Origin of the sequence: Nonomuraea sp. NPDC049400 (assembly GCF_044466425.1) — a bacterium.
Lineage (GTDB): Bacteria > Actinomycetota > Actinomycetes > Streptosporangiales > Streptosporangiaceae > Nonomuraea.
In genome coordinates this window covers 223,996-244,275 of the sequence record NZ_JBITMP010000006.1, presented here as the reverse complement: position 1 = coordinate 244,275, position 20,280 = coordinate 223,996, and the positions used below count along the sequence as shown (strand labels likewise).

Annotated in this window: 19 protein-coding genes and 1 riboswitch; all 19 genes read left to right on the top strand. The window is 72.1% G+C overall.

All coding sequences use genetic code 11. The features are described 5' to 3' along the window. Positions 1 to 2: 2 nt before the first annotated feature. The 19 genes from rpoZ (at position 3) to ribH (ending at position 20,265) form a co-directional block, all read left to right on the top strand. On the top strand, positions 3 to 272 hold the full coding sequence (gene rpoZ / locus ACIBVN_RS11115) for a DNA-directed RNA polymerase subunit omega (RefSeq protein ID WP_043638590.1): 270 nt from the start codon (positions 3 to 5) through the stop codon (positions 270 to 272). A gap of 8 nt (positions 273 to 280) precedes the next feature. Next, positions 281 to 1,696, top strand: a complete 1,416-nt coding sequence (gene coaBC, locus ACIBVN_RS11110) for a bifunctional phosphopantothenoylcysteine decarboxylase/phosphopantothenate--cysteine ligase CoaBC (RefSeq protein WP_397135020.1) — start codon at positions 281 to 283, stop codon at positions 1,694 to 1,696. Between the two features lie 145 nt (positions 1,697 to 1,841). Further along, entirely contained in the window at positions 1,842 to 2,204 is a 363-nt protein-coding gene (locus ACIBVN_RS11105; protein WP_397135018.1) for a hypothetical protein, read from the top strand. 129 nt (positions 2,205 to 2,333) lie between these two features. Next, the gene (gene metK, locus ACIBVN_RS11100) at positions 2,334 to 3,521 is read left to right on the top strand and encodes a methionine adenosyltransferase (RefSeq protein ID WP_397135016.1); all 1,188 of its coding nucleotides are present in this window, start codon (positions 2,334 to 2,336) and stop codon (positions 3,519 to 3,521) included. Between the two features lie 507 nt (positions 3,522 to 4,028). Further along, the gene (locus ACIBVN_RS11095) at positions 4,029 to 6,293 is read left to right on the top strand and encodes a primosomal protein N' (RefSeq protein ID WP_397135014.1); all 2,265 of its coding nucleotides are present in this window, start codon (positions 4,029 to 4,031) and stop codon (positions 6,291 to 6,293) included. Positions 6,294 to 6,342: 49 nt separating this feature from the next. Continuing rightward, positions 6,343 to 7,782 carry a hypothetical protein gene (locus ACIBVN_RS11090; protein WP_397135012.1) on the top strand — a complete coding sequence of 480 codons (1,440 nt, stop codon included), beginning with the start codon at positions 6,343 to 6,345 and terminating at the stop codon, positions 7,780 to 7,782. Positions 7,783 to 7,819: 37 nt separating this feature from the next. Then, positions 7,820 to 9,154 (top strand): hypothetical protein, encoded by a 1,335-nt coding sequence (locus ACIBVN_RS11085; RefSeq protein WP_397135010.1) that lies wholly within the window; start codon positions 7,820 to 7,822, stop codon positions 9,152 to 9,154. A 27-nt stretch (positions 9,155 to 9,181) separates the two neighbouring features. Next, a complete protein-coding gene (gene def / locus ACIBVN_RS11080; protein ID WP_397135008.1) occupies positions 9,182 to 9,730 on the top strand; it encodes a peptide deformylase in 549 nt (182 codons plus the stop codon). Between the two features lie 4 nt (positions 9,731 to 9,734). Beyond that, positions 9,735 to 10,661 carry a methionyl-tRNA formyltransferase gene (gene fmt, locus ACIBVN_RS11075; RefSeq protein ID WP_397135006.1) on the top strand — a complete coding sequence of 309 codons (927 nt, stop codon included), beginning with the start codon at positions 9,735 to 9,737 and terminating at the stop codon, positions 10,659 to 10,661. A gap of 41 nt (positions 10,662 to 10,702) precedes the next feature. Further along, positions 10,703 to 11,404: a hypothetical protein gene (locus ACIBVN_RS11070; RefSeq protein ID WP_397135004.1), complete on the top strand. Its 702-nt coding sequence runs from the start codon at positions 10,703 to 10,705 to the stop codon at positions 11,402 to 11,404. A gap of 16 nt (positions 11,405 to 11,420) precedes the next feature. Further along, a complete protein-coding gene (locus ACIBVN_RS11065) occupies positions 11,421 to 13,073 on the top strand; it encodes an RsmB/NOP family class I SAM-dependent RNA methyltransferase (RefSeq protein ID WP_397135002.1) in 1,653 nt (550 codons plus the stop codon). A gap of 259 nt (positions 13,074 to 13,332) precedes the next feature. Further along, positions 13,333 to 14,313, top strand: coding sequence for a phosphatase PAP2 family protein (locus tag ACIBVN_RS11060; protein WP_397135000.1), 981 nt, complete (start codon positions 13,333 to 13,335; stop codon positions 14,311 to 14,313). A gap of 12 nt (positions 14,314 to 14,325) precedes the next feature. After that, complete coding sequence (rpe, locus tag ACIBVN_RS11055) at positions 14,326 to 14,988, top strand: ribulose-phosphate 3-epimerase (RefSeq protein ID WP_397134998.1); 663 nt, start codon at positions 14,326 to 14,328, stop codon at positions 14,986 to 14,988. Positions 14,989 to 15,018: 30 nt separating this feature from the next. Further along, complete coding sequence (locus ACIBVN_RS11050) at positions 15,019 to 15,828, top strand: oxygenase MpaB family protein (protein ID WP_397134996.1); 810 nt, start codon at positions 15,019 to 15,021, stop codon at positions 15,826 to 15,828. A 77-nt stretch (positions 15,829 to 15,905) separates the two neighbouring features. Further along, a riboswitch (FMN riboswitch) is annotated at positions 15,906 to 16,036 on the top strand. A 109-nt stretch (positions 16,037 to 16,145) separates the two neighbouring features. Then, the gene (gene ribD, locus ACIBVN_RS11045) at positions 16,146 to 17,348 is read left to right on the top strand and encodes a bifunctional diaminohydroxyphosphoribosylaminopyrimidine deaminase/5-amino-6-(5-phosphoribosylamino)uracil reductase RibD (protein WP_397134994.1); all 1,203 of its coding nucleotides are present in this window, start codon (positions 16,146 to 16,148) and stop codon (positions 17,346 to 17,348) included. Next, positions 17,329 to 17,919, top strand: a complete 591-nt coding sequence (locus tag ACIBVN_RS11040; protein ID WP_397134992.1) for a riboflavin synthase — start codon at positions 17,329 to 17,331, stop codon at positions 17,917 to 17,919. The genes ribD and ACIBVN_RS11040 overlap by 20 nt, the downstream gene beginning before the upstream one ends. Beyond that, entirely contained in the window at positions 17,916 to 18,575 is a 660-nt protein-coding gene (locus ACIBVN_RS11035) for a nicotinamide riboside transporter PnuC (protein ID WP_397134990.1), read from the top strand. Before ACIBVN_RS11040 ends, ACIBVN_RS11035 begins: the two co-directional genes overlap by 4 nt. Continuing rightward, entirely contained in the window at positions 18,572 to 19,801 is a 1,230-nt protein-coding gene (locus ACIBVN_RS11030; protein ID WP_397134988.1) for a bifunctional 3,4-dihydroxy-2-butanone-4-phosphate synthase/GTP cyclohydrolase II, read from the top strand. Before ACIBVN_RS11035 ends, ACIBVN_RS11030 begins: the two co-directional genes overlap by 4 nt. Continuing rightward, entirely contained in the window at positions 19,798 to 20,265 is a 468-nt protein-coding gene (gene ribH, locus ACIBVN_RS11025; protein ID WP_397134986.1) for a 6,7-dimethyl-8-ribityllumazine synthase, read from the top strand. The genes ACIBVN_RS11030 and ribH overlap by 4 nt, the downstream gene beginning before the upstream one ends. Positions 20,266 to 20,280: the final 15 nt, after the last annotated feature.

Here is a 20,280-nt window from a genome sequence, read left to right as displayed (position 1 = left end):
TCGTGGCAGGCACCACCCCGGCCGCGGAGGGCATCACCAACCCGCCGATCGACGCGCTGCTCGACATCGTCGACAGCAAATACTCCCTGGTGATCATGGGCGCCAAGCGTGCCCGCCAGATCAACGCCTACTACTCCCAGCTCGGCGAGGGCCTGCTGGAATACGTCGGGCCGCTGGTCGAGACGCACGCGCAGGAGAAGCCGCTGTCCATCGCGCTGCGCGAGGTCTCCGAGGGTCTACTCAACGCCGAGCCGATCGAAGGCGCGGTCTGACCCCTTCGATGAAGGTCGTCCTGGGCGTCAGCGGCGGCATCGCCGCGTACAAGGCCTGTGAGCTGCTGCGCCTGTTCACCGAGTCCGGGCACGAGGTGCGGGTCGTCCCGACCCGCGAGGCGCTGAAGTTCGTGGGCGCGCCCACCTGGGCCGCCCTGTCGGGCAACCCCGTGTCGGCCGAGGTGTGGGACGACGTTCACGAGGTGCCCCACGTCCGGATCGGCAAGCAGGCCGACCTCGTCGTGGTGGCGCCCGCGACCGCCGACGTGCTCGCGAGAGCGGCCCACGGGCTGGCCGGCGACCTGCTCACCAACACGCTGCTGACGGCCACGTGCCCGGTCGTGTTCGCGCCCGCGATGCACACCGAGATGTGGCAGCACCCCGCCACCCGCGCCAATGTCGCGACGCTGCGCGAGCGGGGCGCCGTCGTGCTCGACCCCGCCGTGGGCCGCCTCACCGGAGCCGACACCGGCCCCGGCCGCCTGCCCGACCCGGCCGAGATCTTCCAGATCTGCCTGCGCGTGCTGCGGGGCCGGCCTCGCGACCTCGCCGGGCGCAAGGTCGTCGTCTCCGCCGGCGGCACCCGCGAGGCGATCGACCCCGTCCGCTACATCGGCAACCGCTCCTCGGGGCTGCAGGGGTACGCCCTGGCCCGCACGGCCGCCGCCCGGGGCGCGGAGGTGACCCTGGTGGCGGCGAACGTGGCGCTGCCCGACCCCGCCGGGTCCAAGGTCGTGCGGGTGGAGTCGGCGGCCGAGCTGCGCGAGGCGGTGCTCGCCGCCTCTGCCGACGCCGACGTGGTGGTGATGGCCGCCGCGGTGGCCGACTTCCGGCCCGCGACGCGGCACGAGACGAAGATCAAGAAGACGGACGGCGAGCCAGAGCCGGTCTATCTGACGAAGAATCCCGACATCCTCGCCGAGCTCGGCGCCCTCCGCGGCGCCGCCCGCGCGGCAGGGGCGCATGCCGGCGGTGGAACGCGCGCGGGCGGTGGTGCGCGTGCGGGCAGTGGAGCGCATGCCGGCGGTGGAGCGGCGGGCGACCCGGCCTTGCCCTGGGGCGGCGGCGCCTCCAGCGGTTCGCGGCCGGACCTCGAGGCGGATGCGGGTGACGGTGTCCCGCGGAGCCCTGAGCCGGGGCCTGATGGCGTCGCACCGCGCGGAGGGCGCGGGGCGTGCCCGGAGGTGATCGTCGGATTCGCGGCCGAGACGCACGACGTGCTCGCCAACGGGCAGGCCAAGCTCGCCCGCAAGGGCTGCGATCTGCTGGTCGTCAACCAGGTGGGGGAGGGCCTCGCCTTCGGCACCCCGGACAACGCGGCCACCGTGCTGGTGGCGGGCGGCGAGCCGGTCGAGGTGCCGTTCGGGCCCAAGGAGGACGTCGCCGACGCCGTGTGGGACCTGGTCGCCGCCCGGCTCTCCTGACCCGCGGGATTCCGGTACCGGCCGTACGTCCGCAAAGGGCGACCTGCGCCCCGCAAATGCCCCCAAAGTGTGTAAGACCGATTACCTGATCGTCTATTGCTACATCTTCCCTCGCCTGCAAATACTTGGGACGAAGGGGGATGGAATGCCGGTGGGTTCTGCTGTCAGGGATCGTTGTAGAACATTGCTCGGCGACCACAAGGAGATCCACTACGTCTTTCCCGCGGTGTCCGCGGGGCAGACGGGGACGGGGAACTTCCTGATCGTGGTCACCGACTCGGCCATCTCGGTGCTGGCCACAAGGACGCTCAGGAGCGATCGGCCGGTCGCGGTGCTCGCGGCCTTCCCGAGAGACACCAGGCTCGGCCCTATCCTGCCTGGACCGATCATCGAGTTAGACTCGATGGCGTTCGAGTTCGATGAGGAGTACGCCGCCGTGGTGGCGGCCGCCGACGCGGAGATCTTCGCGCCGGAGACCCTGCCACCCGACCCTCTGCCCGAGCTGTGATGGGAAGCCAGATAGTGGACGGTTTCGCGCCCCGGCGCCGGGTAGGGCTAGACTTCGGCGAGGCTCAGGCGTGCCCATGCGTCCTGGGCCTTACATCCGTCAGCAGCCGCTGCATGAGGAGCCACTGAGTTGTCACGTCGCCTGTTCACCTCCGAGTCGGTCACAGAGGGCCACCCGGACAAGATCGCTGACCAGATCAGTGACGCGATTCTCGACGCCATGCTCAAGGACGACCCCAGGAGCCGGGTCGCGGTCGAGACGCTGATCACTACCGGCCAGGTCCATGTCGCAGGCGAGGTCACGACTGAGACCTACGTCGACATTCCGGCCCTCATCCGGGAGAAGATCCTGGAGATCGGCTACGACGCCTCACACAAGGGCTTCGACGGCGCCTCCTGCGGCGTGTCGGTGTCCATCGGCGCGCAGTCCCCCGACATCGCCCAGGGTGTCGACAGCGCCTACGAGCACCGGGTCGACGGCGACGGCGACGAGCTGGACCGTCAGGGCGCGGGCGACCAGGGGCTCATGTTCGGCTACGCCTGCCGCGAGACCCCCGAGCTGATGCCGCTTCCGATCACCCTGGCCCACCGGCTGGCGCAGCGGCTGTCGGAGGTGCGCAAGACGGGCGTGGTGCCCTACCTCCGTCCCGACGGCAAGACCCAGGTGACGATCGAGTACGACGGCGACACCCCGGTCCGGCTGGACACCGTGGTCGTCTCCACGCAGCACGCGGCGGAGATCGACCTCAAGGAGATGCTGACGCCGGACATCAAGGAGCACGTGGTCGACCCGGTGCTGGCGGGCCTCGAGATCGACACCGAGGGCTACCGCCTGCTGGTCAACCCGACCGGCCGCTTCGAGATCGGCGGCCCCATGGGCGACGCCGGCCTGACCGGCCGCAAGATCATCATTGACACCTACGGCGGCATGGCCCGCCACGGTGGCGGCGCCTTCTCCGGCAAGGACCCGTCCAAGGTGGACCGTTCGGCCGCCTACGCCATGCGCTGGGTCGCCAAGAACGTCGTCGCCGCCGGCCTCGCCGACCGGTGCGAGGTGCAGGTGGCGTACGCGATCGGCAAGGCGCAGCCGGTGGGCCTGTTCCTGGAGTGCTTCGGCACCGAGAAGCTGCCGGTGGAGAAGATCCAGGACGCCGTGCTCCAGGTGTTCGACCTGCGCCCGGCGGCGATCATCCGCGACCTCGACCTGCTGCGCCCGATCTACTCGGAGACCGCCGCCTACGGACACTTCGGCCGCGAGGGCTTCTCCTGGGAGTCCACGGACCGCGCCGAGGCCCTGCGCACCGCCCTGGGCCTCTGATCTTCATCGCGGGCTGATCCCACGGTGGGTTGACCCCGCCGTGGGATGACCGCGTCATGTGCCGGCCCGCCGCCACCGCAAGCCATCCCAATCGCCGGTCGGCGCCGTCACCGGATGATGCCGCCGTGGGCTCATCGCACTCGATGCGGGGCGTTGCCGCACCGCTCGCACCGATGTGAGGTGGCCGGCGACGACGCGGCTTGATGGGGCCAGGTGGCGGCACCACTTTGCCTGCCGTGCGATGGCCCGGGCCTTCCGGTTCTGTGGCGATTCGGTGCTGCCTGCCGTGCGATGGCGCAGCTTTCCGGCTTGGTGGCGATATGGCTCACCTCGGCGTGCGGGGAGCGCCGCCACGTGATCTCGCGTGGCATCGGAGCGCGCCCCCGCCAGGGTCCGGCCTCGGGCGCGCCGCATGGGCCGCGGGTGACGCTCCGGACGTGCGCGCGTGGCGATCCGGGCATGTGAGTGGCGGAGGTTTCGGGTGGTCGGGTCTGGTAGACGTTATGCGTGACCGACTCCGACGACGCCCTTCTGCCGCTCGACGCCGTGCGGCCCCCAGCGTCGTCGAAGGACAGCAAAGGCGCCCCCGTACCCGCCCCTGACCGGCCCGTGGCGAGGGTCGCGGTCGACAGCCCGCTCCCGCACCTCGACCGCCCCTTCGACTACCTGGTGCCCGCCGCCATGCACGAGACGGCCGAGCCGGGGGTGCGGGTGCGGGTGCGGTTCGCGGGCAAGCTGGTCGACGGGTTCCTGCTGGAACGGGCCGCCGAGAGCGAGCACGACGGAAGACTCATGCCGCTCGAACGCGTGGTCTCCCCAGAACGCGTGCTCACGCCTGAGATCGCCGGGCTGGCCAGGGCGGTCGCCGACCGGTACGCGGGCACACTGACCGACGTGCTCCGCCTGGCCGTCCCGCCCCGCCACGCCAAGGCCGAGTCGGAAGTGCCGCCCGAGCAGGAGCCTCCAGCCGCGGAACCGCCCACCGGCGACAGCGCCTGGGACGCGTACCCCACCGGCCCCTCCTTCCTCGACGCGCTGCGCGACGGACGCGCGCCCCGGGCCGTGTGGTCGGCACTGCCCGGCGCCAGGGGATGGGCGGGGGCGATGGCCGAGGCGGTCCGGGCGGCGCTGGACGGCGGCAAGGGCGCGGTCGCCGTGGTGCCCGACGGGAAGGACGTGGCGCTGGCCGACGGCGAGTTCGAGCGGGTGCTGGGCCCGGACAGGCACGTGGCGCTCACCGCCGACCTGGGCCCGGCCGAGCGCTACAGGCGGTGGCTGAAGGTGCTGAGAGGGCAGGTACGGGCCGTCGTCGGCACCAGGGCCGCCATGTTCGCGCCCGTCTCCGATCTCGGCCTGGTGGCCATCTGGGACGACGGAGACGACCTGCACGCCGAGCGCCTGGCGCCCTATCCGCACGCCCGGGAGGTCCTCGGCCTGCGCGCCCACAGGACGGGCGCGGCGATGCTCATCGGCGGCTACGCCCGCACCGCCGAGGCCACCCAGCTCGTCGCCGGCCGGTGGGCCAGGCCCATCGTGGCCGCCCGCACGACGATCAGGAGCCTCGCCCCCCGCGTACGCCCCGCGGGAGAGGACGCCGAGCTGGCCAAGGACCAGGCGGCCCGCCAGGCCAGGCTTCCCAGCATCGCCTGGCGAGCACTCCGGCAGGGCCTGGAGAGCGGGCCTGTGCTGGTACAGGTGCCCAGACGCGGCTACCTGCCCGCCCTGGCCTGCCGGCACTGCCGCGCCCCCGCCCGGTGCACCCTGCCCCCGACCCGGACGGCCGTTCCGTTCCCCGACCCGCCCACCGCCGCGGCCGTCCGCTCGGCGGGGACGGCCATACCGCTGCTGGGCGCGCCCTCCGCGGGTCCTTCCGCCGCGTCCGGCGGCGCCACGATGGGGCGCGCCGGTGCGGCGGCGTCGACGGAGGGTCTGCCTGGCGCGGGGATCGCGGCCCCGGACGCGATGGGCGCGCCGGCGGCCCAGGGCTCGGACTGGCCGAGGGCTCTGTGTCACGGGCCGCTCGCCCTCAGGGGTGGTCACGCGGCCCCCTACTGCCGCTGGTGCGGCCGGGTGGACGCCGACTGGCGCTGCCCGTCCTGCGGCAGCCCCAGGCTCCGCGCCGTGGTCACCGGCGCCAGGCGTACGGCGGAGGAACTCGGCAGGGCCTTCCCCTCCGTACAGGTGCGCACGTCGGGCCGCGACGGCGTCCTGGCCACCGTCCCCGACACCCGCGCCCTGGTCGTGGCGACGCCCGGCGCCGAGCCCGTGGCGCGGGGCGGTTACGCGGCGGCCGTGCTTCTCGACGGGTGGGCGCTCCTGGGCAGGGCCGACCTGAGGGCGGCCGAGGAGACGGTCCGCCGGTGGATGAACGCCGCCGCCCTCCTCCGCCCCGCCGCCGAGCTGGTGGTGCTCGGCGACGCCGCGCTGCCCGCCGTACAGGCGCTGCTGCGGTGGGACCCCGTCACCCACGCGGAGCGCGAGCTGGGCGACCGCGCCGAGCTGGGGTTCCCGCCCGCGGTGCGGATGGCGACGCTCACGGGCGCGGCGAGCGCGGTCAGGCAGATGCTCGAGGAGGTACGCCTCCCCTCTGGCGCCCAGGTGCTCGGCCCCGTCCCCGTGGACGAGTCCGGCCTGGAACGGGCCATGATCCGGGTACGGCGATCCGGCGGCGCCGCGCTGGCCGCCGCGCTCAAAGGGGCCAGTGGGGTGCGTGCGGCGCGTAAGACGCCAGATGTCGTGAAGGTAAGTGTCGACCCGCTCGACCTGATTTAGACCGTTTCCCCGATTCGCTCATCTGAAGACCAGCCGTTAGCGTGCCCCTGTGTCGATCGAATGGGTGAACCGGGCCATCGACGCCCTGCGTGCCTGGGGGCGCGCGCGGGAAGTCGAGGTGGACGCGGACGAGGTCCGCCTGCTCTGCGACTACGCCAGCGACTACCTCAACGTCAACGAACTGGGTGACTTCACCCCCGAGACCTTCGACGAGCTGCTGCTGTCCATCTACCCGCGCAAGGTCATCGCGCCCCCGGAGAGCGCTCCGGAGACGGTCGCCGCCGCCCGCACCCTCGTCGACTACCTCAGCGAGTCGGGCGCGGTGTCCGAGGAGACGGTGGCGCTCATGCGCGACAGGCTCGACGACATCGCGCCGCGCATGCCCGAGGCCCTCGCCGACCAGGCGAACTTCGGCATGGCCAAGACCCTGTTCAGCTCCATCGGCCCGGAGTCGCTCGAGCAGGCGATCGCCATCCCCTCCGGCGAGGTGCCCGACCTGGGCGAGGCGCCCTGCGACTGCCCCGGGTGCACGCCGCTGCCCGCCGCCCGGCTCGCCTCACGGGAGGAGCTGCTCGCGGCGCTGGAGACCGTACCCGTGCTGGCCGAGGACCCGCTGCCCGACACCGGCGAGCCGCTGGACGCCTGGGCGCAGCGGGTCGCCTCGCTCCTCGAGGACGATGCGGACCAGGGGCTCTACGACCTGTTCGACATGCTCTACCGGGTCCAGGTGCGCGTGCCGCTCACCGCGATCCGCGACTACCTCGACGAGTTCGCCGGCGACGGCGAGGCCGACCTGGACGCCGCGCTCGGCCACCTGGCCCGGCACGGCATGATCCACGTCACGGGCGACTGCGCCGAGCTCACCCCGCTGGCCGTCTGGGGGCTGCGCCGGCACTACCTGTCGCTCGGGCTCGACGCGCCCGAGGCCCCCGACCTGGCCGAATCCGACGCGCTCGGGCTCATCGAGGGGCTGCTCGAAGGCGTGCCCGCCGAGCTCGCCGAGCAGGACATCGACCGCTGGCTGACCGGCAGGTCGCCGGGCGAGGCCGCGGCCGAGCTGCTGGCCGCCGCCTCGGGCGCGCCCGCCGTGGCCCGCGGCATCGCGATCACCATCGTCGACCGGCTGGGCGCCGCGGCCGAGCCGCAGGTACGCGACTACCTCGACGACCAGGAGCTGCGCCCGCACGCCATCCACTGGCTGGCCGCCAGAGGGCTGCCCGCGCCGCAGCTCACCCAGGAAGAGCTGCTCTGGGTCAGCGTCGACATGCTCGCGCTCGCGATGCCCGCGGCCGAGGAGGACCCCGAGAACTTCGCCGAGAACATGGCCGCCTCCGGCCCGCCCGCCCATATGATCGAGGAGATGTGGCGGGTCGATCACCCCGACGTCGTCGAGGTCCTGGAGCTGCTCGGACGCTCCATCTCCGACGGCACGGTGGCGAAGGCGGCACGCAAGGCGGCGTTCAAAGCCCGGTCCCGCGCCATCCGTTGAGTACGCTCATGTGACTGCTGTGCAGTAAGTTTCGTGGGTGGCAAACAACGTCTTCGACCTCGCCGAGCTGCGCAAGCTGATCGATGAGCAGGCCGCCGTGCCGCCACGGCCTCCTGAGGAGACTTCCGTGGAGCACGAAGCGCTGACGTTCCCGCCGGTGCTGCCGGCGCCCGACGCGGAGCTGGCCGCGGCGGTGCCCGCGGTGCCGCTCGTCGCCGACGCCATCAGGCTCACCGGCTGGACGGGCACCCGCGACGTCACCACGGAGGGGCACCTGACCCAGGCGGACGCGGAGGCCGCCGTCCTGGAGCTGGGCCTGCCCGCCTCCCGGCTGCGCCTGATCTGGATCGTCGCCGTCAACACCGGGCTGCTCCAGATCCTCGGCGGCCGCGCCTCAAGAGGCCCGCTGTCGATGCAGCTCACGGTCGAGGCCACGCTGGAGTTCTGGGACGGCGTGGTCATGGACGTGCTCGACCGTGCCGACGAGGGCCTGACGGGCTCGGCCGTGGTCGACGGCCACCTGGCCGAGATGCTCGCCACGATCTACTCCGTGCGCTCCGGCGTCGCCACCGCCAACCTCGCCAGGGGCATACTCCAGTCCCACGAGGTGGCCTGCGCGCCCGGCCCCGTCGAGATGCGCCGGCTCGCCGCCGCGCTGCCCGCCGAGCTGCTGGAGGCGCTTTCGCTGCTGGCGTACTGCGGGCTCGTCGAGCAGACCGCCGCCGGCCGCACCGCGCTGACCCCGCTCGGCGTCTGGGCCATCCGCCGCGACCTGCTGCGTGAGGGCCACGACGCGCCGACGACGGCCGAGGTGGAGGTGTTCGCCGACCTGTCGGCGGCCGAGCTGGTGGAGGCGCTGGTCAAGGGCTCGGCCACGCAGAGCGCCGTCGCCGGGTGGCTGGAGCGCCGCTCGCCGGAGTCCGCGGCCCACGACCTGATCGAGATAGCCGCGTCCGGTACGGCGGGGCAGCGCGGCGCGGTCGGGGCCATCCTCGAGGAGCTGGGCCCGGAGGCCGAGAAGCCCGTCAGGCAGGCCCTCGACGACCCGCTCATGCGCCGCTACGCCGCCTCCTGGCTGCACATCCGCGACCTCGAGGCCCCCACGCTCAGCCCCGAGGACCACACCTGGCTGGCGGTCGACTCCCTGGCCGCCCTCATGCATCTGTCGGGGCCCGCCGCGGGCCGCATCGACACACCCGAGCCCGGGGAAGACCTGATCAAGCTGGTCGGCGAGATGCCGGGGACGGGCCACCCTGACACGATCGCCGTGCTCGACATGCTCGCCACCGCCCACGACGACCAGGCCGTGGTCAAGGCGGCGCGCAAGGCCGCGATGAAGGCGCGCTCGCTCGAGCACACTAAACTGGGTTGATCCACGCGTGAGAACGGAGTAACCCCCTTGGCGATCCAGTCGATCCGGCTGTTCGGAGACCCGGTGCTGCGCACCCCGGCGGCCCCGGTCGTCGACTTCGACAAGGAGCTCCGCAAGCTGGTCAAAGACCTCACCGACACGATGATGGACGCCCCGGGCGCCGGCCTGGCGGCCCCGCAGATCGGGGTCGGGCTGCGCGTGTTCACCTACTACGTGGACGAGCAGCTCGGCCACGTGATCAACCCCGACCTCGACCTGTCCTCGGAGATGGACGAGGAGGGCGAGGAGGGCTGCCTGTCCTTCCCCGGCCTGTCATACCCGACGCCGCGGGCCATCCGCGCCGTCGCCAAGGGCTTCAACATGCACGGCGAGCCCGTCACGCTGGAGGGCACCGACCTGATGGCGCGCTGCTTCCAGCACGAGACCGACCACCTCGACGGGATCCTGTTCATCGACCGCATGGACCCCAAGCAGCGCAAGCTGGCCATGAAGGCCGTCCGTGAGGCCGAGTGGAGCGGCCTGGCCGCCCCCGTGATCAAGGTCTCGCCGCACGCCACCGGCGGAAAGGCACTCTGAGAGCATGCGTCTGGTCTTCGCGGGCACACCCGAGACGGCACTGCCGTCGCTGCGGACCCTGATCGACTCGCCGCGCCACGAGGTGGTGGCGGTCGTCACCCGCCCCGACGCGCAGTCGGGCCGGGGCCGCAAGGTCCACCCCTCGCCGGTGGCCGAGCTCGCGGAGGAGGCGGGCATCGAGGTGCTCCGCCCGGTCAAGGCCGGCGACCCCGGCTTCCTCGACCGGCTGCGCGCCCTGGAGCCCGACTGCTGCCCGGTGGTCGCGTACGGTGCGCTGCTGCCGCAGTCGGCGCTCGACATCCCCCGGCACGGGTGGATCAACCTGCACTTCTCGATCCTGCCCGCCTGGCGCGGGGCCGCGCCGGTGCAGCACTCGATCCTGCACGGCGACGAGATCGGCGGGGCGACGACGTTCCAGATCGTCAAAGAGCTGGACGCCGGGCCCGTCTACGGCGTGGTGACCGAGGAGATCCGCACCACCGACACGAGCGGGGCGCTGCTGGAGCGGCTGTCGGTGTCGGGGGCGGGGCTGCTCGCCGCCACCCTCGACGGCGTCGAGGACGGCACCCTGGAGGCCCGGCCGCAGCCCGCCGACGGGGTGACGATCGCACCCAAGATCACCGTTTCCGACGCCCGCGTCGATTGGACCAAGCCCGCCCTGCACGTCGACCGGCTCGTCCGCGCCTGCACACCCGCCCCTGGGGCGTGGACCGAGTTCCGCGGTCAGCGGGTGAAGCTGGGGCCGGTGCGGGTGGTTCCCGAGGAGCGGCTGCCCGCCGGCGAGATCGCCGCCACGAAGACGAAAGTGCTGGTCGGGACCGCCACCGATGCGGTCGAGCTGGGTGAGGTGCAGCCGCAGGGCAAGCGGGTGATGGGGGCCGTGGAGTGGGCTCGCGGGGTTCGCCCAGAGGGTAAAGAGATCTTCAAGTGACGCCGCGTGTCGAGCATGATGCGCTCTGTAACATCGACGCCATGACTACAACCAGTAACGAAGCGCAGGCGCTCATCGCGCGCATGGACAACCTCCGCGAGGACCAGGATGTCGCATTTGCGACGATCTGTGATGCGCGCGACCGGATTCGCGACATCACCAGCTGGACCCGCCGGATGGACCGGTCGATGCTCAAGGCGGAGGGGAAGGCGGCGCGGATCGAGCAGAAGACCGACAAGGCCCTCGGCCTGGCTATGCAGACGAGGGAGAAGCTGGAAGTGCTCGACGGCCGCGTGGCCGTGCTGGAGGCCGACGTCAAGGAGCTGAAGACAGACGTCGCGGAGCTCAAGGTCGATGTCGCGGGGCTCAAGACGGATGTCGGGGTCCTCAAGACGGATGTCGGGGTCCTCAAGACGGATATAGCTGGGCTCAAGACGGATGTCTCAGGGCTCACCACGGATGTCTCAGGGCTCAAGGCGGATGTCGGGGTCCTCAAGACGGATGTCGGGGTCCTCAAGACGGATATAGCTGGGCTCAAGACGGATGTCTCAGGGCTCACCACGGATGTCTCAGGGCTCAAGGCGGATGTAGGGGGGCTCACAACGGATGTCGCGGAGCTCAAGGTCGATGTCAAAGAGCTGAAGACGGTCCTCAAGACGGATGTCGGAGGGCTCAAGAGCGACATGATCGACGTCAGGGCGCTGCTCGGCGAGATGCTCGAGAGGCTGCCGTCCAAGGCATGAAGGAAAGTCTGAGGGGATGAGGACGAGGGGGGACCAAGGGACCGGAGGCAGGGGCGGCGGAAGCCGTGCGCGGAGGCCACCGAGACCGGCACGCGACCAGGCACGCAACGCGGCCTTCGACGTCGTGCGCGCGGTCGACGAGCGCGACGCGTACGCCAACCTGCTCCTGCCACGGCTCCTTCGCGACCGCGGCATCAAGGGGCGCGATGCCGCGCTGGCGACCGAGCTCGCGTACGGGACGCTGCGCGGGCTCGGCACTTATGACGCCGTCATCGAGATGTGCAGCGACCGTGCGCCCGATCCCGACGTGCGCGACGCGCTGCGGCTGGGCGCCCACCAGCTGCTGCGCATGCGCGTCCCGCCGCACGCGGCCGTCGGCACCACCGTCGATCTGGTACGCCTGCGCATCGGCGCCGGGGCGGCCAAGTTCGTCAACGCGGTGCTGCGGAAGATCGGCTCCAGGACGCTCGAAGAATGGATCCCCATCGTCGCGCCCGACCCGGCCGACGACCCGGTGGGCCACCTGGCCATCGCCTACGGCCATCCCCGCTGGATCGTCTCCGCCTTCCGCGACGCCCTCGGCCGTCCCGATGAGATGGCCGACCTGCTCGACGCCGACAACGCCCGTCCCCTGGTGACTCTCGTGGCCCGGCCCGGGCGGAGCTCGGTGGCGGAGCTGGAAGACGTCGGCGCCATGCCCGCCCGCTATTCGCCGTACGCCGCCCACCTGCGCGAGGGCGATCCCGGGCAGATCGAGGCCGTGGCGGAGACGCGTGCCGCCGTCCAGGACGAGGCCAGCCAGCTGGTGGCCCTGGCCCTGACCCGGGTCCCTCTCGAGGGGGACGGGGACGAGGTGTGGCTCGACATGTGCGCGGGTCCCGGCGGCAAGGCGGGCCTCCTCGACGCCATCGCCACCCACGGTGACCTCGCGGGTCTGAGCAAGGAGCGTCCGCACCCACCCACTCCCGCCGGCGCAGGCGCGGCCGGCGAAGTGGAGGCGGATGCGCCCGGCGGCCCGGAGCCGGCCAAGGGCTTGGAGGCGTTCGGCGCTGGTGCGGAGGCCACTGGTTCGGCGGCTGGCGCTGGTGTGGAGGCCCCCGGTTCGGCGGCCGGTGGGGGTGCTGAGGCTACTGGTTCGGCGGCCGGTGACGGTCCCGTGGCGTTTCCTGGGGGAGCGCGGCTGGTGGCGGCCGACGTGCAGCAGCACCGGGCCCGGCTGGTCTGGCAGACGACCAGGGACGCGGCCGTGGTGACGGCCGACGGCACCGAGCCGGCGTGGCGGCCAGGGGTGTTCGACCGGGTGATGCTCGACGCGCCCTGCACCGGGCTGGGTGCGTTGCGGCGGCGGCCGGAGGCGCGATGGCGGCGGGACCCGGCCGGGATCGCCGAGCTGGGCAAGCTGCAGCGGCGGCTGCTCGGCACCGCGCTGGACGCCGTGCGCCCCGGAGGCGTCGTCGCGTACGTCACCTGCTCACCGCACCTGGCCGAGACCCTGGTGGTGGTCGCGGACGTCATGGCGCGCAGGTCCGACGTCGAACAGCTCGACGCCCGCGACTACCTGCCCGAGGTGGAAGACCTGGGCGACGGCCCGCACGTCCAGTTCTGGCCGCACCGGCACGGCACCGACGCCATGTTCCTGGCGTTGCTGCGCAAACGACCCGTCGCGTGAGGCGCCCGCCGGGCGGGTTTCTCGCCCGGCGTGGTGCGATCGGCGTTCCTGGCGTTGTCGTGCGTTCGTCCTGGCATGTGCCGGGCGGGTTCCGGCAGGTGCGGCCGGATCGGCGTTCTGGTGCCAGCCTTTGTCGCGTGTGGTGTCTGTCGGGCGGTGCTGCGCCGGTGTGGTCTGGTCGGTGCTTTGGCGGGTAACCGTCCCGTCGCGTAAGGCGTTCGACGGGCGGATCGCCGGCTGATGTGGTCCGATCGGTGGCGTGGATCTTCTGGACGAGCTGCACATGATGGAGCTGGAGCCGATCGTCTGGCTCCAGCGGTGGTCCGACGCGGTACGGCCGGTCATGGAGGGCGTGTCCGTGTTCGGCACGGACACGTTCTTCCTGGTGTGCCTGCCAGTGCTCTACTGGTGCGTCAACCCGGCCCTAGGAGTGCGCCTCGGCCTCACGGTTCTGGTGTCCGCCGGTACGAACGCGGTCGCCAAGCTCGCCTTGCACCAGCCCAGGCCGTACTGGATCGACGCGGGGATCCAGCCGTTCTCCGTCGAGAGCGGCTCCTTCGGGCTGCCGTCCGGGCACGCGCAGATCGGCACCGCCGGCGTGACGAGGCTCGCGGCGGCGGCGGGCAGGCCGTGGGCGTGGTGGACGGGGGCGGCGGTCATCGGGCTGGTCTGCCTGAGCCGGGTGTACCTGGGCGTGCACTTCATCTCCGACGTGGTGGCCGGGGTGCTGCTCGGGCTGGCCGTACTGGTGCTCGTGCTGAAACTGGAGCGGCCCGCGACGGCGTGGTGGCGGCGGCAGGCGCTGTGGGTGCAGCTGACCGGCTCGGTGGCGGTCTCCGGCGCGCTGCTCGCCGCCGCCGTGCTGGCCAACGCGCCCTACGCCGGATGGTCGCCACCCGTGGCGTGGAGCAGCGCCGGCACGATCGCGCCCGAGAGCCTGGACACCATCGTCGCCATGTCGGGCGGGCTGTTCGGCATGCTGGCCGGCACGTCGATCATGGACAGGCTCGGCTGGTTCGACGCGGGCGGGCCGCTCGGCGTGCGGGCCGCCCGCTGGCTGCTGGGCTCGCTCGTGGCGGGGCTCATCTGGCACGCCCAGCGCGAGGTGCTGCCGCAGACCGGCGTGACGAGGTACGCCGGGTACGCGCTCCTGGCGCTCTGGGTGCAGGTGGGGGCGCCGGTGACGTTCATCAGGCTCGGACTGATGTCCCGGGAGAGCCGGGTGCCGGCCGTTCACTAGACTTGGGGAATCATGGCCGTACAGATCTCGCCCAGCATTCTCGCCGCCGACTTCGCCAGGCTCGCCGATGAGGCCGCCGCCGTGCCCAACGCCGACTGGCTGCACGTCGACGTCATGGACTACCACTTCGTGCCCAACCTCACCATCGGGCTGCCCGTGGTCGAGGCGCTGCGCAAGGCGACCTCGACGCCGCTCGACTGCCATCTCATGATCGACGACCCCGACCGCTGGGCGCCGCAGTACGCGGAGGCGGGGGCGGGCAGCGTGACCATCCACGCCGAGGCGGCCAAGGGGCCCATCAGGACCCTGCGCGAGATCCGTGCGCTCGGCGCCCGGGCCGGCCTGGCGCTCAACCCGGCCACGCCCGTGGAGCCGTACGAAGACCTGCTGGGCGAGGTCGACATGCTGCTGCTGATGACCGTGGAGCCGGGCTTCGGCGGGCAGAAGTTCCTCGACGGGGTGCTGCCCAAGGTGCGGCGGGCCCGGGAGATGATCGAGCGGCACGGCGGGCGGGTCTGGCTGCAGGTGGACGGGGGAGTGGACGCCGGCACCATCGAGCGCTGCGCGGAGGCGGGCGCCGACGTGTTCGTGGCGGGCAGCGCCGTCTACGGAGCCTCCGATCCGGCCTCGGCCGTCGACGCCCTCCGCGCCGCCGCTACGGTCAAGAACGCATAGATCGGTCGATCCCCGGGTAACCATTCACTTATGGGCGACCATGGGATCTTCGGTCCCCGCTCGGTGACGTGGCGGGTGATGGGCGAGCCGATCCTGCTGGTGGGCGGCATTAGGGCGCTGCTGATGCAGGGTCTGCATCCGAGGGCGATGCGCGGTGTGCTGCAGAACTCCGCGCTCATGGATCCGCACGAGGCCTGGTCGCGGTTCGTGCGGACCACGGAGTTCGTACGCGTGCGTACGTACGGGACCAATGCCGAGGTCGAACGGGCGGGACGGCGCGTGCGCAAGATCCACGCCAGGCTGACCGCCTACGACCCCGACACCGGCACCACCTTCCATCTCGACGAGCCCGACGCGCTGCGCTGGGTGCACGTAGGCGAGGTCGACTCCTACCTGTCGGTCGCCCGCCGCGCCGGGGTGCGGCTGACGGACGCCGAGGCGGACGCGTTCGTCGCGGAGTGGCGGCGGGCCGCGGAGGTGGTGGGGCTGAAGGCTGAGGACGTTCCAGGATCGGTGGCCGAGCTGCACGACTACATCGAGGCCGCGCGTCCGGGGCTGCGGTTCGTGCCCGAGGCGGCCCATCCGCTCCGCCTGTCGCTGAACGCGCCCCTCCCGCTCAAGCTGACGCCGCTCAAGCCCGCGTTGCCCGCGCTGACGTTCCTCGCGTTCGCCACGCTGCCGCGCTGGGGGAGGCGCCTGTACGGGCTGCCCGCCACGCCGGTCGGCGACCTGTGGGCCACTGCCACGCTGCGCACGTTGCACACCGGGATCGGGCTGGTCCCCGGGGACGTCCTCTACAGCCCGGCCGCCCGGCGGGCGCGCCGGCTCATGGCCGCCTGAACCTAGCGCTTGGTCTAGGGGGTAGGGGTGGTCGCGCGCGGCATTTCGGACATGGCACACTGGTAGCGGAAGAGAGCTAGCGTGCTCCGGGGTCGGTGAAATTCCGAACCGGCGGTTAAAGTCCGCGACCCGGCCGATGCCATCGGCCGGTTGACCCGGTGAAATTCCGGGACCGACGGTTAAAGTCCGGATGGGAGGAAGCGCGCGAAGTGTCCGGCGTCCCAGCCGGGCGCTTGCCGTGGTGCGTATGCGCATCACGGCAGAAAATCCCCCGGGGCCCGCCGTGGCTTGAAGCTACTGGCGAGTAGGAGACCCGGGTGGAGATCCCCCCGCAGGACGCCGTGCACATGGCGCGCGCCGTCGAGCTGGCCGCGCGCGGACACGGCACCACCAGCCCCAACCCCGTCGTCGGCTGCGTCGTGCTCGACGCTTCCGGTCAGGTCGCGGGCGAGGGGTTCCACGCGTACGCGGGCGGGCCGCACGCCGAGGTCGTCGCGCTGGCACAGACAGGGGAGCGGGCGCGCGGCGGCACCGCGTACGTGACGCTCGAGCCCTGCGACCACACCGGGCGGACCGGACCGTGCAGCCGGGCGCTGCTGGCGGCCGGGGTCGCGCGGGTGGTGATCGCGGTGGCCGACCCCAACCCGAAGGCCGCCGGCGGGGCGGCGCGGCTGCGGTCGCAGGGCGTGTCCGTGACGACCGGAGTGCTGGCCGCCGAGGCCTCGCTGGTCAACGAGGAGTGGCTGACGTACGCGCGGCTCGGGCGCTCGCACCTGACGTGGAAGTTCGCGGCGACGCTGGACGGCCGGTCGGCGGCCGCGGACGGGACCAGCAAGTGGATCACCTCGCCGGAGGCCAGGGCCGACGTGCACCGGCTGCGGGCCGCCTCGGACGCGATCGTCGCCGGCATCGGCACCGTCCTCGCCGACGACCCGCACCTCACCGCACGTCCCCCCGGCGGTGGGGCGGCTGTGCGTCCTGCCGCGAGCGCCGGCGGTCAGGACGCGGGTGGTCAGGGCGCCGGTGGCGGGGCTCGCGACGGGCGGAAGGCGGGTGGGCCGGGGCCGTTGCGGGTCGTGGTCGACACCCGCGCCAGGACGCCCCAGTCGGCCAGGGTGCTCGACGACAGCGCGCCCACGCTCGTCGCCGTCGCCGAGGACACCGACACCGACCTCAAGGCCGACCTGCTCCGCCTGCCCCGCCACGAGAACGGCCTCGACCTGGACGCCCTCCTGCGAGAGCTGGCGGCGCGCGAGATCGTCAGCGTGTTCCTGGAGGGCGGCCCCACGCTGGCCGGCGAGTTCCTCGGGCGGGGCCTGGTCGACCGCGTGGTCGCGTACGTCGCGCCCGCGTTGCTCGGCTCCGGGCGGGCCGCGCTGGGCACCGCCGGGGTGAGCACGATCGGAGAGGTCCACCGCCTGACATTCGACGAAATTTCCCCTATTGGGCCGGACATACGGCTGATCGCCCGGCTCGCCCCCAACCAGGCAGGGAGTAGTGATGTTCACCGGAATCATTGAGGAAAAGGGCGAAGTAGTCGCCATCGAACAGGCCGGCGGCGGGGCCGTGCTGTCGGTGCGCGGCCCGGTCGTGACCTCCGACGCCAAGCACGGTGACTCGATCGCGGTCAACGGCGTGTGCCTCACGGTCGTGGAGGTCAAGGACGACGTGTTCACCGTGGACGTGATGCGGGAGTCCCTCGACCGCAGCTCCCTCGGCGGGCTCGTCCAGGGCTCCTCCGTGAACCTGGAGCGCGCCGTGCGCGCCGACCAGCGCCTCGGCGGCCACATCGTGCAGGGCCACGTGGACGGCACCGCCGTGCTGCTGTCCCGGGACCCCGGCGAGCGATGGGACGACGTGCGGTTCTCGCTCCCCGAGGCGCTCAGCCCGTACGTGGCCGAGAAGGGCTCGATCGCGATCGACGGAATCAGCCTGACGGTGACGACGGTTGACGACGAAAGCTTCGGTGTGAGCCTCATCCCCACCACGCTCCAGCTCACCACCATGGGCGAGCGCCGGATCGGCGACGTGGTCAACATCGAGGTCGACGTGATCGCGAAGTATGTGGAAAGGCTGGTGGTCAGGCAATGAACTGGGCCGACGCTGGATTCGACGTATTCGGCACCCATGTGCTCTGGACCGACCTGATCGGCAACATCGCCGCCCTGTCGACGGTCCTGCTCGCCATGCGCAAGTCGATGTGGACCTGGCCGGTGCAGTTCGCCGGATCGGCGCTGCTGTTCATCGCCTCGATCAACGCGCACGTCACCGGCAACGCGCTCAAGCAGGCCCTGTTCGCCGGGCTGGCGGTCTACGGCTGGTGGGCGTGGCGGCGCGGCACGCAGGACGGCAAGCAGCTCGCCGTCCGGCCGGCGCAGTGGTGGGAGCGCTCGCTGCTGATCGGCGTCATGCTGGTGGGCACCGCCGTGGTCGGGCTGCTGTTCTTCGTCACCGGCCTGTCGTGGGGCGCGCACGTGCCGCTGCCCAAGGGCGCCTTCCTGGTGGCCGCCGACGCCTACATCTTCGTGGGCAGCGCGATGGCCACCTGGGCGCAGGGCAGGGCGCTGGTGGACTTCTGGATGGTGTGGGTGGCCGTCGACCTGGTGGGCGTGCCGCTGGCGTTCAGCTCGGGGCTGGTGGTCTCCGGCTGGGTGTACGGGATCTTCTTCGTGCTGGTCGTCGTCGGGTTCGTGAAGTGGCTGCGCGAATACCGGACGGCCGAGCTCAGTGTGGCGGTGGCGCAGTGAGCGACATCAAGCTGGACCCGATCGAGCGGGCCATCGAGGACATCCGCAACGGCAAGCCCGTCGTGGTCGTCGACGACGAGAGCCGGGAGAACGAGGGTGACCTGATCTTCGCCGCGGCGAAGGCCACGCCCGACGTGTGCACGTTCACGATCAGGCACACGAGCGGGATGATCTGTGTGGCCATGGAAGGCAAGGAGCTCGACCGGCTCGGGCTGCCGCTCATGGTCGTGCACAACAAGGAACGCATGCGCACGGCGTACACGATCACCGTGGACGCCCGCGACGGCGTCACCACGGGCATCTCGGCGGCCGACCGGGCCAAGACCATCCGCACGCTCGCCGACTCCGCCACCGAGCCCAACGAGCTGGTGCGCCCCGGGCACATCTTCCCGCTGCGCTACCAGGAGGGCGGCGTGCTGGCCAGGCGCGGCCACACCGAGGCCGCCGTCGACCTGGCCAGGCTGGCCGGGCTGTCGCCCGCGGGCGCGCTGGCCGAGGTGGTCAACGACGACGGCACCATGGCCAGGCTGCCCGAGCTGCGCCGCTTCTGCGACGAGCACGACCTGGCCCTGGTCTCCATCGAGCAGCTTGTCGACTACCGCCGCCGGGCCGAGAGCATGGTGACGAGGGTGGCCGAGACGCGGCTGCCCAACGCCTACGGGATGTGGCGGGCGTACGGCTACGCCAGCGCGCTCGACGGCGGCGAGCACGTCGCGCTCGTCTACGGCGACCTGGAAGGCGGCGAGAACATCCTGGTCAGGGCCCATTCCGAGTGCCTGACCGGCGACGTGTTCGGCTCGCTGCGCTGCGACTGCGGGGTGCAGCTGAGCCACGCCATGTCGGCCATCGCGGAGGAGGGCCGGGGCGTGGTCGTCTACCTGCGCGGCCACGAGGGCCGGGGCATCGGCCTGCTGGCCAAGCTCAAGGCCTACAGCCTGCAGGACAACGGCAGCGACACCGTCGACGCCAACGTCGAGCTGGGGCTGCCGGTGGACGCGCGGGAGTTCTCCAACGCGGGGCAGATCCTCGCGGACCTCGGCGTCAAGTCGGTGCGGCTGCTCACCAACAACCCGGCCAAGCTCAAGGGCATGGACGGGTACGGCATCAAGGTCCTCGGCCGCGAGCCCCTGCCCGTGGCGATGAACCCGCACAACGAGCGATACCTCTTGGCCAAGCGCGACCGCCTCGGCCATCACATCTCGGGGCACATCTGGGAGGCCTCATGAGCGGAGAAGGACGGCCGGGCGCCGCGGCGCCCGACGCCTCGGGGCTGAGCGTGGGGGTGGTGGCGGCCAGCTGGCACGCCAAGATCACCGACCAGCTCGTGGCGCGGGCCGTGCAGGCCTGCGACGACAGCGGCGCCACGGCCACCGTGGTACGGGTGCCAGGGTCGCTGGAGATCCCGGTGGTCGCCCAGGCGCTGGCCCGCCGCTGCGACGCGGTGGTGGCGCTGGGCGCGGTCATCAAGGGCGAGACGGCGCATTTCGACTACGTCTGCGACTCGGTGACCGCGGGCCTGACCCGGATCTCGCTGGACGAGGAGACGCCGGTCGGCAACGGCGTCCTCACCTGCCAGACCCTGGACCAGGCCCTGGACCGCTCCGGGCTCCCAGGGAGCAAGGAGGACAAGGGGTATGAGTCGGCCATCGCCGCGCTCGAAACCGCCCTCCTGCTGAGGGACCTCCACTGAGCTGAGATAGGTTTC

Excerpts from the sequence above, each read along its gene's own strand:
- coaBC (WP_397135020.1), top strand. The coding sequence starts at position 281 with ATGAAGGTCGTCCTGGGCGTCAGCGGCGGCATCGCCGCGTACAAGGCC.
- fmt (WP_397135006.1), top strand. The coding sequence starts at position 9,735 with ATGCGTCTGGTCTTCGCGGGCACACCCGAGACGGCACTGCCGTCGCTG.
- ACIBVN_RS11035 (WP_397134990.1), top strand. The coding sequence starts at position 17,916 with ATGAACTGGGCCGACGCTGGATTCGACGTATTCGGCACCCATGTGCTC.
- ACIBVN_RS11105 (WP_397135018.1), top strand. The coding sequence starts at position 1,842 with ATGCCGGTGGGTTCTGCTGTCAGGGATCGTTGTAGAACATTGCTCGGC.
- ribH (WP_397134986.1), top strand. The coding sequence starts at position 19,798 with ATGAGCGGAGAAGGACGGCCGGGCGCCGCGGCGCCCGACGCCTCGGGG.
- ACIBVN_RS11050 (WP_397134996.1), top strand. The coding sequence starts at position 15,019 with ATGGGCGACCATGGGATCTTCGGTCCCCGCTCGGTGACGTGGCGGGTG.
- ACIBVN_RS11040 (WP_397134992.1), top strand. The coding sequence starts at position 17,329 with ATGTTCACCGGAATCATTGAGGAAAAGGGCGAAGTAGTCGCCATCGAA.
- ACIBVN_RS11065 (WP_397135002.1), top strand. The coding sequence starts at position 11,421 with ATGAGGACGAGGGGGGACCAAGGGACCGGAGGCAGGGGCGGCGGAAGC.
- rpe (WP_397134998.1), top strand. The coding sequence starts at position 14,326 with ATGGCCGTACAGATCTCGCCCAGCATTCTCGCCGCCGACTTCGCCAGG.
- ACIBVN_RS11070 (WP_397135004.1), top strand. The coding sequence starts at position 10,703 with ATGACTACAACCAGTAACGAAGCGCAGGCGCTCATCGCGCGCATGGAC.